Origin of the sequence: Allostella sp. (genome assembly GCF_041913585.1) — a bacterium.
GTDB lineage: Bacteria > Pseudomonadota > Alphaproteobacteria > ATCC43930 > Allostellaceae > Allostella.
In genome coordinates this window covers 13991-24780 of sequence record NZ_JAYSFE010000069.1, presented here as the reverse complement: position 1 = coordinate 24780, position 10790 = coordinate 13991, and the positions used below count along the sequence as shown (strand labels likewise).

At 71.3% G+C, this 10790-nt stretch carries 9 protein-coding genes and 1 pseudogene; 3 read left to right on the top strand and 7 right to left on the bottom strand.

Annotation, left to right across the window (positions count from 1 at the left end):
• Positions 1 to 197, top strand: a pseudogene (locus ACE3Q3_RS14245) (7-carboxy-7-deazaguanine synthase); the annotation flags it as partial.
• 4 nt (positions 198 to 201) lie between these two features.
• Here ACE3Q3_RS14245 and ACE3Q3_RS14240 read toward each other — a convergent pair.
• Entirely contained in the window at positions 202 to 3744 is a 3543-nt protein-coding gene (locus ACE3Q3_RS14240) for an ABC transporter ATP-binding protein (protein ID WP_374447099.1), read from the bottom strand.
• Positions 3745 to 3911: 167 nt separating this feature from the next.
• On the opposite strand from ACE3Q3_RS14240, the gene ACE3Q3_RS14235 reads away from it, so the two are divergent.
• Positions 3912 to 4826: a LysR family transcriptional regulator gene (locus tag ACE3Q3_RS14235; RefSeq protein WP_374447097.1), complete on the top strand. Its 915-nt coding sequence runs from the start codon at positions 3912 to 3914 to the stop codon at positions 4824 to 4826.
• 20 nt (positions 4827 to 4846) lie between these two features.
• Here ACE3Q3_RS14235 and ACE3Q3_RS14230 read toward each other — a convergent pair whose 3' ends face one another.
• The 6 genes from ACE3Q3_RS14230 to ACE3Q3_RS14205 all read right to left on the bottom strand — a co-directional run bounded on the left by ACE3Q3_RS14230 (position 4847) and on the right by ACE3Q3_RS14205 (position 8998).
• A complete protein-coding gene (locus ACE3Q3_RS14230) occupies positions 4847 to 5257 on the bottom strand; it encodes a type II toxin-antitoxin system VapC family toxin (RefSeq protein WP_374447095.1) in 411 nt (136 codons plus the stop codon).
• On the bottom strand, positions 5257 to 5499 hold the full coding sequence (locus tag ACE3Q3_RS14225) for a type II toxin-antitoxin system Phd/YefM family antitoxin (RefSeq protein WP_374447094.1): 243 nt from the start codon (positions 5497 to 5499) through the stop codon (positions 5257 to 5259). The genes ACE3Q3_RS14230 and ACE3Q3_RS14225 overlap by 1 nt, the downstream gene beginning before the upstream one ends.
• 160 nt (positions 5500 to 5659) lie before the next feature.
• Positions 5660 to 6484 carry a family 1 encapsulin nanocompartment shell protein gene (locus tag ACE3Q3_RS14220; protein ID WP_374447092.1) on the bottom strand — a complete coding sequence of 275 codons (825 nt, stop codon included), beginning with the start codon at positions 6482 to 6484 and terminating at the stop codon, positions 5660 to 5662.
• A 2-nt stretch (positions 6485 to 6486) separates the two neighbouring features.
• Positions 6487 to 6879: an encapsulin-associated ferritin-like protein gene (locus ACE3Q3_RS14215; protein ID WP_374447091.1), complete on the bottom strand. Its 393-nt coding sequence runs from the start codon at positions 6877 to 6879 to the stop codon at positions 6487 to 6489.
• Between the two features lie 167 nt (positions 6880 to 7046).
• Positions 7047 to 8351, bottom strand: coding sequence for a DEAD/DEAH box helicase (locus tag ACE3Q3_RS14210; RefSeq protein ID WP_374447090.1), 1305 nt, complete (start codon positions 8349 to 8351; stop codon positions 7047 to 7049).
• A 281-nt stretch (positions 8352 to 8632) separates the two neighbouring features.
• Entirely contained in the window at positions 8633 to 8998 is a 366-nt protein-coding gene (locus ACE3Q3_RS14205; protein ID WP_374447089.1) for a hypothetical protein, read from the bottom strand.
• Positions 8999 to 9108: 110 nt separating this feature from the next.
• On the opposite strand from ACE3Q3_RS14205, the gene ACE3Q3_RS14200 reads away from it, so the two are divergent.
• Complete coding sequence (locus ACE3Q3_RS14200) at positions 9109 to 10662, top strand: ABC transporter substrate-binding protein (RefSeq protein WP_374447088.1); 1554 nt, start codon at positions 9109 to 9111, stop codon at positions 10660 to 10662.
• Positions 10663 to 10790: the final 128 nt, after the last annotated feature.

The following is a 10790-nucleotide window of genomic DNA, read 5'->3' as shown; positions in this document are numbered from 1 at the left end:
ACGAGCTGAAGCTGGTCTTCCCCCAGCCCGGCGCCGAGCCCGAGCGGTTCGAGCACCTCGCCTTCGAGCACTTCCTGCTGCAGCCGATGGACGGCCCGGCGCTGGCCGCCAACACGGCGGCCGCGGTCGCCTACTGCCTCGCCCATCCGCGCTGGCGCCTCACCCTCCAGACGCACAAGCTGCTCGGCATCCGCTGACCCTCTACTGCGCCGCCGCCGACCAGGCGGACGCGAGCTGGCGGGAGACGAGCCGGGCATAGAGGCCGCCCTTCGCCAGCAGGCTCTCGTGGGTGCCGGTCTCCGCCACCCGCCCCTCGTCGAGGACGACGATGAGGTCGGCGTCGCGCACCGTCGACAGGCGGTGGGCGATGACGACGGTCGTGCGCTCGGCCTGGAGCCGGTCGAGCGAGCGGCGCACCGCCTGCTCGTTGACGGCGTCGAGGTGCGAGGTCGCCTCGTCGAGGATCAGCACCGGGGCGTCCTTGAGGAAGGCGCGGGCGATGGCGACGCGCTGGCGCTGGCCGCCCGACAGGCTGGTGCCGCGCTCGCCGACCGGCGAATCGAGCCCGTCCGGCAGGGTGTCGACGAGGTCGCCGAGCGAGGCGTGGACGACTGCGGCCGTCAGTTCGGCCTCGCTCGCGTCGGGCCGGGCGATCCGGATGTTGGCGCGCAGCGTGTCGTTGAAGAGGTAGGTGTCCTGGGCGACGAGCGCGATCTGCCGGCGCAGGTCGTCGAGCCCGTAGTCGCGGAGGTCGCGGCCGTTGAGCGTGATGCGGCCCTGGTCGGGATCCCAGAAGCGCATCAGGAGCTGTGCCGTCGTCGTCTTGCCGGCGCCCGAGGTGCCGACGAGCGCCACCGTCTGGCCGGCGCCGATGGCGAAGGAGACGTCGGAGAGGGCGGGGCGCGTCTGGCCGGGATAGGTGAAGGTGACGCCCTCCAGCGCCATCGCGGCGGGCCGCGGCTGCGGCGGGACGCCGGGCCCGTCCCGCACCGGCACCGGCTCGTTGGCGAGCGCATAGATGCGGCGGGTGGCGCCCAGCGTGTCGGCGAGCTGGCGCCCGACCTGGGCGATCTCGGAGATCGGCAGGAAGGCCGCCATGGCGAGCAGCGTCAGCAGCGGCAGCAGCCCCGGGTCGATGGCATCCCGGGTCGCCAGCACCGCGCCGGTGGCGACGACGGCGAGCCCGCCGAGCCCGGTCAGGATCTCGAGCAGGCTCGACTGGCGCGTGAGCTCGGCGAAGAAGGGCAGGCGCAGCCGGACATGATGCTCCGACAGCGCGTCGAGCCTGGCGCCGCGCGCCTGCTCCTGCTGGAAGGCGACGATCTCGCCCAGGCCCTGCACGGAATCGACGGCGAAAGCCCCGAGCTCGCCCGCCGCCTCGCGCGCCTCCGACCCGAGCCGGTCGACGCGGCGGCGCATCAGGAAGGGGCTGAGGGCGACCAGGACCAGGAACGGCAGCAGGGCGAGCGCGATCCACGGGCTGGCCGAGGCCAGCACCGTCAGCACCGCCGCCGGCACCAGGACCGCGACGAAGGCCGGCGCCACTGTGTGGGCGAAGAAATACTCGACCAGTTCGATGTCGTGGGTGGCGAGCGCCATCAGGTCGCCCGTCCGCCGGCGCACGAGATAGGCCGGGGCGAGCTGGTCGAGCTTGCGGAAGGCGTCGATCCGCATCTCCGCCAGCAGCCGGAACGCCATGTCGTGGGCGAGCCAGGATTCGAGCCAGTGCAGCGCGCCGGAGAGCGGCGCGATCACGGCGAGACCCCAGAGATAGGGCGCGTAGGGCTGGCCGTTCTTCAGCGCCAGCACGACGAGCGCGCTCAGCACGCCGACGCCGATGAAGGCCAGCACGCGCAGCACCCCGAAGAGGAAGGTGAGCGTCAGCTTGCCCTTCCACGGCAGGATGACCTTCATCAGCTCGACCACGAGCCGCGGCCACCCCATGCCGTCCGCCTTGATGATGCCTTCGGTCAGCGGCTTGGCGGGGATGCCGCCGCCGGCCGCGGTGCGTTCGGCCGCCTTCGCCGCCGGCTCGTCGGCGATCGTCTCGCCGGCGGCGGATTCGCGCGCCTGCTCGGCCATCAGCCGGGCGTAGGTGCCCCCCGCCGCCATCAGCGCCTCGTGCCGGCCGCTCTCGGCGACGCGGCCGCCGTCGAGCACGAGGATGCGGTCGCAGCCGATGACGCTCGACAGGCGGTGGGCCAGCACCAGCGTCGTCCGGCCGACCATCAGGCGGTCGAGCGCCTGCTGGATCGTCGCCTCGTTCTCGGCGTCGACCGCCGACAGCGCTTCGTCGAGGACGAGGATCGGCGTGTCGCGGAGGAGTGCGCGGGCGATGGCGACGCGCTGGCGCTGGCCGCCCGACAGCTTCACGCCCTTCTCGCCGATGATGCTGGCATAGCCCTGCGGCAGGCCGGCGACGAAGTCGTGGATGTTGGCGGCGCGCGCGGCGGCCTCGACGTCCGCCTGGCTGGCGTCGGGCCGGCCCATGCGGATGTTGTCCTCGACCGTGCCGTGGAAGAGGAACGTGTCCTGGCTGACGACCGAGATCATCGACCGGATCTGCTGGAAGGAAAGATTGCGGAGGTCGTGGCCGCCGAGCCGGACGGTGCCGGCCTCGGGGTCGTAGAAGCGCAGCAGCAGCCGCACGATCGACGACTTGCCGCCGCCGGACGGGCCGACGATGCCGATGCGTTCGCCGGCCGCGACCTGGAAGTCGAGCCCGTCATGGATCGTGCGCCGGGTGCCGGGATAGCGGAAGCGGACCCCCTCGAAGGCGACGGTGGGCGCGAGCGGCCGGTCGAGGGCGGCGGCCGGCGCGTCCGCCACCAGCGGCCGCTCGTCGAGGATCTGGTAGATGCCCTGGGCGGCCGACATGCCGACCATGCCCTGGTGCAGGACCGAGCGCAGCTCGCGCATCGGCCGGAAGATCTCGACGCCCAGCATCAGGATGACGAGGAGCGAGGTCAGTTCCATGGCGCCGGCCTCGACCCGCCACGCGCCGATGGCGAGCGCCGCCGCCGCGCCGCAGGCGATGGCGCTGTCGGTGATGCCGCGCGCCAGCGAGTTGGTCGCCAGCACCCACATGGTCCGCCGGAAGAGGTCGCGCGCCTCGACCTCCAGCCGGTCGGCACGGGCGCGGCTCTGGCCGAACGCCTTGAGGGTGGCGAGGCCCTGGATCGAATCGAGGAACTCGGCGGCGAAGGCGGCATAGGCCTTCTGGCGCTGGCGGGACTTCTCGACGTCGAGCGAATGCCAGAGCGCCGGCGCGAAGAGAGCGACCAGCGCGAAGGCCAGCATGATCGCCGCCACCGGCAGGTCGATGAAGGCGATCGCCGCGAAGATCAGGATCGGCGTCAGCAGCGAGATCAGGAACTGCGGCAGGAACTGGCCGAAATAGACCTCGAGCTGCTCGACCCCGTCGATCAGCGACAGGGTCAGCGCGCCCGAGCGCTTGCCGCCGACGGTGCCGGGCCCGAGCTCGGCGATGCGGTCGTAGATCGCCCGCCGCAGCCTCGTCTGCACCCGCGCCGCGGTCGTGTGGGCGACGACGGCGCGCCAATGCTCGAAGACGCCGCGCAGCACCATCACGCCGGCGATGGCGAGCCCCGGCCAGAGCAGCGATTCGAGCGGCCGGCCGAGGAAGACCTGGCCGATCAGCCAGCCGAGCAGGCCGAGGCGCGCCACCCCCAGCGCCACCGACGCCAGGCCGATGAGCACGGTGCAAGCGATACGCAACCGCACCCCTTCGGTGAATACCCACAGACGCCGCTCGAAATGCATCGCTACCGTTCCCCGTGTGGATGGTGGCAGGATAGGCTGAACGCAGATGTTCGTAACCGGACAGAATCGAATAGCCATTGTACGGCCTTGAACATGGGGGCCGAACATCGGGCGGAAGGGATCGTGACATGGCGGCCGACTGGAGCGACCTGCGGATCTTCCTGGCGCTGGCGCGCGAGGGCAGCCTGACGGCGGCGGCGCGCCGTCTCGAGGTCAGCCACCCGACCGTCGCCCGCCGCATCAGGGCGCTGGAGGCGGCCATCGGCGCCCGGCTCTTCGACCGGCTGCCCGACCGCTTCGTCCTGACCTCCGCCGGCGAGGAACTGCTGACCGACGTCAAGGCGATGGACCGGGCGGCGGAATCGATCCACCGCCGCGCCGCCGGCCTGACGGACACGGTCCATGGCACGGTGCGCCTCTCCGCCGGCGAGGCGATGGCGGACTTCGTCGCCCGCCACCTGCCGCGCATCCGCCACGGCCGGAAGTGCGTCGAGATCGAACTCGTGGCGAGCCACCAGCTCGCCAACCTGTCGCGGCGCGAGGCCGATCTCCTGATCCGCGAGGACGTGCCCGACCTCGCCGGCATCGTCACCCGCAAGCTCGGCCGCACCGCGCACGCCGTCTATGCCGCGCCCGGCCTCCCCCCGGCCGACCTCGCGCCCGAGACGCTGCGCGCCATGCCCTGGGTCGGCTTCGACGAGGAGCATGGCTACATGGCCGGCCAGCGCTGGATGCTGAACCTGCTCGACGGCGTCCGTCCCGCGGTCCGGGTCAACAACTGGCTGCTGCTGCGCGAGGCGGCGCGCAGCGGCACCGGCCTCGCGGTCCTGCCCTGCCACATGGGCGACGCCGACCCGGGCCTCCGCCGCCTCGGCCCGCCGATCGAGGAGGCGACGACCGAGCAGTGGCTGCTCGTCCACCGCGACCTCCGCGTCCTCCCCCGCATCCGCGGCGTCATGGACGCGCTGGTCGCCCTCTTCCAGTCCGAGCGTGCGACGATCGAGGGGCGCACCCCGGTCGGGCTGCCGTCGGCGGCGGAGTAGCGGGCGCCGGTCGCGGGAACTCAGTCCTGCCGGCCGGCGTCCCGACCGACCAAGGTCACCAGCGCCGAATAGGGAGGCAGCAACGGGTCTGCGGTGTAGAGGCGGGCCGGCTCGCCGATGGCCTGGGCTACGAGGAGACGATCGAAGGGGTCGCGATGATGGCGGGGGAGACTGGCGACGCGAACGGCCGCCTCCGATCGGACGGGCAGTTCGACGAATCCAGTCGCGGTTGCCGCGGCCAGGATTTCACCCGGGTCGCAAGCGAAGTCCGGTCGCCCCAACGCCGCCTTGATGGCGATCTCCCAAAGGCTGGCAGCGCTGAACAGCACCTCGTGCGCCGAATCCTCGATCGTTGCCCGCGTGGCGAGGTCGAGCCGATGCGGTTCGACCAATGCCCAGAGCAGAACATGGGTATCGAGCAGGATGCGCATCAGCGGTGCTCGAAACTCTCCAACACCTCGTCGGGAAGCGGAGCATCGAAATCGGCCGGAATGCGGACCCGCCCGGCGAGGCAGCCGAGCCGGCGGTGCGGCTGCGCCGCGGGACGTTCGAGCGCGACCAAGCGCGCCACCGGCCGGCCAGCCCTGGCGATGATGATTTCCTCGCCGGCCGCGGCGGCGTCGACCAAGCGCGAGAGATGGGTCTTGGCCGCGTGGATGTTGATGGTCGGCATGCGAGACCAACTTCCGATCAGCTTAGTCCGATCGGACTAATGTGCTTCGGCGACTGGCCGATATCAAGATGGAACGACGCCGCGAAGCCGCGGCGACAGCCGCCCTCGACCGTGGCGCCGCTTCGCGCCCGCGAAGCGGCGCCGGACCGGATCGGCGACGTTATTCCCGGCCGGCCTTGCGGGGATAGACCAGGGGCACCGCCGCCTCGGGGGTGAGGGGGCGGAAGGTGATGCTCTCCTCGAGGTAGAGCTCGACCGCATCGGCGGTGTGGTAGCGGTAGCCGACCGAGATGTCGCGGCCGACGGTCAGTTCGAAGTCGCCGCCGCGCATCGACAGGACGACGGCGCCGTCGACCGCCGGCGCCCAGACGATCGGTCCCGACACCAGCTTTCTCACATGCTCGATGATCGGGAAGCCGGCCGGGGTCAGGGTCTTGTGCAGGCCGGCATGGCAGCGCGGCCCGAGCGCGATGGCGTAGTCGCCGTCGATGCCGGCGGCGCGCAGCTTCTCGGTCGCCTCCAGCACCGCGGCCGGATAGCGGGTGTAGTCCTCGCTCAGGCTGACCGTGGCGTCGGCCGCCGCCTCGGCGATGCCGATGATGCCGGCCGCGGCATAGCCGTGGAACACGGCCTTGTCCTCGGCGCGCGCGATCGCCTTGGCGGCGTCGACGACGGGGCCGAGGTCGGCGTCCTTGGCGCCGCGCTCGATGGCGCGGATGTCGCGCATCATCAGGGTGAAGGGCGCGCGCAGTTCGACCAGCGGCTGCGGCAGGCGGATGAAGGCGCCGACGCCGTCCGCGGGCGGGTCCTTCAGCTCCGAGGTCCAGCCGATGTCGATGGCGGACGTGTTCCAGCCGAGCGGCCCGTTGAAGTCGACGAGCTTGCGCGCGGCCAGGTGCAGCTTGAGGACGCGGGCGGCCTCGCCGTCGATTTCCGACCAGACGTCGGCGGAGAAGGGGGCGAGATTGCGGCGCAGGTCGTTCATCGTCACTTGCTCCCCTTCAGGCTGCCGATGCGCAGCGATCCCTCGTCCGCGTCCGCCGCCGCGGCGTGGCCGCCGCCGCCGCCGTCGCCGGTGGCGACGCCCTCGACCTCGAGGACCGATCCCGTCGTGTTGAGGTAGGTGCCGAGCTCCTCGTCGAACTTGGCGTTCCGGCGCCGGATCCATTCCAGCACCATGGCGGCGTGCTCGATCTCCTCGTCGCGGTTGTGGGCGAGGATCGCCCGCAACTCGTCGTCGCCGGCGGCGTCGACGCGCTGCTGGTACCAGTCCACCGCCTCCAGTTCCTCCATCAGGGACACGATCGCCCGATGCATGTCCTTGGTGGCGGCGGACAGGTCGTCCGCGGCTTCATGGAATCCCGCGCTGCTCGCTCCCATCGATTTCGTCTCCGCTAGGTTCGGCCCGGACCGAAGGGTATCGCGGAGCCGCCGGCTCGGTTGCAGCCTACGATACCCGTCGACCGTGACGATAGGCCAGAACGGCCGAGCGTCGAAGCGGTGCCGTGCGCGGCCGAAGACCGCGCACGGGGGATCGCTCGCAGCCGTCAGCGGGCGGTGGCGCTCCGCTGCCCGCCCTGGGGACGGCGGGCGGGGCGGCCGGCCTGCGGGCGTCCGGCAGGGGCGCCGCCGAAGCGACGCGGCTGGCCGGCATGGCCACCCTTGCCGTGGCCCTGCGGCCGCTGTCCCGGAGGCTGGGCCGCCGCCGGACGCGCCGTCGGCAGTTCCACGGGCGAGCCCATGGCCTGGACCTTCTGCCCGGTCAGCTTCTCGATGTCCTTGAGATACGCCTTCTCCTCCGTGCTGCAGAAGCCGATGGCGATGCCGTCGGCGCCGGCGCGCGCGGTGCGGCCGATGCGGTGGACGTAGCTCTCGGGAATGTTCGGCAGGTCGAAATTGACGACGTGCGAGACGCCGTCGACGTCGATGCCGCGGGCGGCGATGTCGGTCGCCACCAGGATGCGCGTCTTGCCGGCGCGGAAGGCGGCGAGCGCCCGCTCGCGCTGGCTCTGGCTCTTGTTGCCGTGGATCGCGGCGGACTCGATGCCGGCCTGTTCGAGATGGCGGACGACGCGGTCGGCGCCGTGCTTGGTGCGGGTGAAGACCAGCATCAGGCGCGGGTTCATCTCCTTCACCAGCCCGACCAGCAGGGCCGGCTTCTGCCCCTGCTCGGCGAAGATCATGCGCTGCTCGACGCGCTCGGCCGTGGTCGCGACCGGCGTCACCTCGACCCGCGCCGGGTCGCGCAGGAAGTCGGCGGCGAGCGCCCCGATCTCCTTCGGCATGGTGGCCGAGAAGAAGAGGCTCTGGCGCTGGTGCGGCAGGGCGCGGACGATGCGGCGCACGGCATGGATGAAGCCCATGTCGAGCATGTGGTCGGCCTCGTCGAGCACGATCGTCTCGACCTGGTCGAGACGGACGGCGCCGCTGTCGAGATGGTCGATGAGGCGGCCGGGGGTGGCGACCAGCACATCGACGCCGCCGGCCAGCGCGCGGATCTGGGCGCCCAGCGGCACGCCGCCGAAGGCGAGCGCGACGCGGACCGGAAGATGCCGGCCATAGGCACGGAAGCTGTCGGCGATCTGGCTCGCCAGTTCCCGCGTCGGGCTGAGGACGAGGGCGCGCACGCCCTTGCGCACCAGGGGGCGCCGGTCGGCCATGAGCCGGTGGAGGATGGGCAGGGCGAAGGCGGCGGTCTTGCCGGTGCCCGTCTGGGCGATGCCGAGCAGATCGCGCCCGGCGAGGAGATGGGGAATGGCCTGCGCCTGGATCGGCGTCGGCGTGACATAGCCCTCGTCGGCGAGCGCCTGCAGGATCGGCGCCGCGAGGCCGAGGTCGGTGAACTGGGTCAAAGGAACAGGATCTTTCGCGTGCCCGCGGGCCCAAGGCGTCGGTCGGCGCGTATCGCCACCACGCACGAAACCCCGCGGGGGTTTCTGGTGGACGCCCCGCGCTGCCTGGGCTCTTCCGTCGGGATTGCGTGGCGCCTCGGCAGGACGCTCGACCCTCTTGCGGGTCGGCGTTCACGCGGCCGGTGGCGCCGGCCTCCGCCTCGATCGGCGGATGCCAGCTAGGTGGCGGTTCGGCGCCCGGAAGTCAAGGAGTCATTTCGCAGATGCAGCATCGGCGGGGCTCAACGCGCGGCCGCGCGCGGGTCGTCCGACAGGCGCTCGGCGGCCGTGTCGTTGGAGGGTGCCCGGCAGCGGTCCGCGCCCGGCGCCCAGCCCGACTTGCGGAAGCCGCCGTCCCGCCGGTAGAGCAGGTCGTCCCAGCCGTCGGTGTAGTAGAGGCGGACGCGGTCGCCCTCCCAGCGCCAGATCCCGACCTCGCCCTGGCCGAAATCGGTGGTCGCCGACTGGTCGGGATGGAGCCGGGCGAGGAAGGCCGAGCCGTCGGTGTGGAAGAAGCGCCACAGGCCGACCGGCTGGAACGGGCGGTCGGCCGCGGCGGCGCCGGCCGGCGCGACGAGCAGCAGGGCGAGGACGAGGCGGCGAAGCATGGCGGCGATTTCTCCTCGGAAGCGTCCTGCGCCACGTTGACAAGGCCGGACGGGGTCCCGCAACCTCCCCGCTCACGGCCTGTCCAAGGCATCCCGCGGGGAGGGGAATCATGAACCGAGGAATCGGCAGGATCGCGGCGGCTTCGGCGGCCGCGCTGGGGCTCCTGGCAGTGGTCGCGGCGCCGGCCGCGGCGCAGAAGCGCGGCGGCACCATCGTCTTCGTGCAGGAGGCGCCGCCGCCGACGCTCGACCCCTACTTCTCGACGGCGGTGTCGACCCGCAACGTCGCGATGAACATCTACGAGACGCTGCTGACCCGCGACGAGAACAACGGGCTCATCAAGGAACTGGCCGAGGACTACCAGGTCAGCGCCGACGGTCTGACCTACACCTTCAAGCTTCGCCAGGGCGTCAAGTTCCACAACGGCAAGGAGATGACGTCGGCCGACGTCAAGGCGTCCTTCGAGCGCTACAAGCGGATGGCGCTGCCGAAGGTGACGCTGGCCCCGGTCGCCGCCTTCGAGGCGCCCGACCCCTACACCTTCGTCATCAAGCTGTCGAAGAAGGTGCCGGTCTTCCTCGAGGAGATCAGCGCCTTCGTCTCGCCGATCGCCATCATGCCGGCGGAGCAGGGCGACCGCGAGGGCGGCAAGGTCGACGTCATCGGCACCGGGCCCTTCCAGTTCGTCGAATGGGTCGCCGACAGCCACCTCAAGCTGAAGCGCTTCGAGGGCTACCGGCCGGACACCCGCTACAAGGGCACCGACGGCTTCGCCGGCCGCAAGGAGGTGCTCGTCGACATGGTCGACATCCGCCTCGTCAAGGAGCCGGGGACCCGGGTCGCCGGTCTCGAGTCCGGCCAGTTCCACATCGTCGAGGACATCCCGACGGAATCGGCCAAGCGGCTCGAGGGCCGCAAGGACATCGTCCTCTACGACCTCAAGAACTGGTGGCTGCACGCCGCCTGGGTCAACCACGCCCGGCCGCCGACCGACAATCTCAAGGTGCGCCGCGCCATGCAGATCGCCCTCGACATGGAGGCGATCATGGACATCTCGAGCGACGGCGCCTACGCGCTGCAGGCCGGCCTGCAGTATCCGGGCAACCCCTACTACGTCACCGACGGCAAGGAACTCTACAACGTCAACGACCCCAAGAAGGCCCAGGCGCTGCTGAAGGAGGCCGGCTACAAGGGCGAGGAGTTCGTCATCATCACGAACTCCAGCTACCAGAGCATGTACAAGGCGGCCCAGGTGGTGGCCGAGCAGCTGAAGGCGGTCGGCTTCAAGGTGCGGATCGACGTCTTCGACTGGGCGACCGCGATGGCCCGCCGCCGCAACAAGGACGGCTGGAACCTGTGGTTCACCGGCCAGGGCACGGGGCCGTCGGTCGGCCCCTTCACGGCGCTGAAGGACGTGGTGTCGCCGCAGCTCAACCAGTTCGTCGCCGACCCGGTGCTGGACAAGCTCTTCGACGAGATGATCGCGGGCGAGACGGCGGAGGCGCGCAAGGCGTCCTTCGGCAAGTTCCAGGCCCGGGTCTATGACCAGGTCCATTTCCTCAAGTTCGGGGACTTCCAGCGCAAGCAGGCGACGCGGGCGAACGTGAAGGGCTACTCGCCCTACCGCATCCCGCGCTTCTGGAACGTGTCGCTGGAGGACTGACGCCGACCGCCACCGGACCCGGCGCCAGACATGGGAGAGTTCGTCCTTCGCCGCCTCCTGGCGGCGATCCCGGTGCTGCTGATCGTCACGCTGATCGCGGCGTCGATCATGCAGCTCGTGCCGGGCGA

What these genes read in the sequence shown, in the direction of transcription:
- ACE3Q3_RS14235 (WP_374447097.1), top strand. Translation starts at nt 3,912, where the DNA reads ATGGCGGCCGACTGGAGCGACCTGCGGATCTTCCTGGCGCTGGCGCGC.
- ACE3Q3_RS14230 (WP_374447095.1), bottom strand. Translation starts at nt 5,257, where the DNA reads ATGCGCATCCTGCTCGATACCCATGTTCTGCTCTGGGCATTGGTCGAA.
- ACE3Q3_RS14225 (WP_374447094.1), bottom strand. Translation starts at nt 5,499, where the DNA reads ATGCCGACCATCAACATCCACGCGGCCAAGACCCATCTCTCGCGCTTG.
- ACE3Q3_RS14220 (WP_374447092.1), bottom strand. Translation starts at nt 6,484, where the DNA reads ATGAACGACCTGCGCCGCAATCTCGCCCCCTTCTCCGCCGACGTCTGG.
- ACE3Q3_RS14215 (WP_374447091.1), bottom strand. Translation starts at nt 6,879, where the DNA reads ATGGGAGCGAGCAGCGCGGGATTCCATGAAGCCGCGGACGACCTGTCC.
- ACE3Q3_RS14205 (WP_374447089.1), bottom strand. Translation starts at nt 8,998, where the DNA reads ATGCTTCGCCGCCTCGTCCTCGCCCTGCTGCTCGTCGCGCCGGCCGGC.
- ACE3Q3_RS14200 (WP_374447088.1), top strand. Translation starts at nt 9,109, where the DNA reads ATGAACCGAGGAATCGGCAGGATCGCGGCGGCTTCGGCGGCCGCGCTG.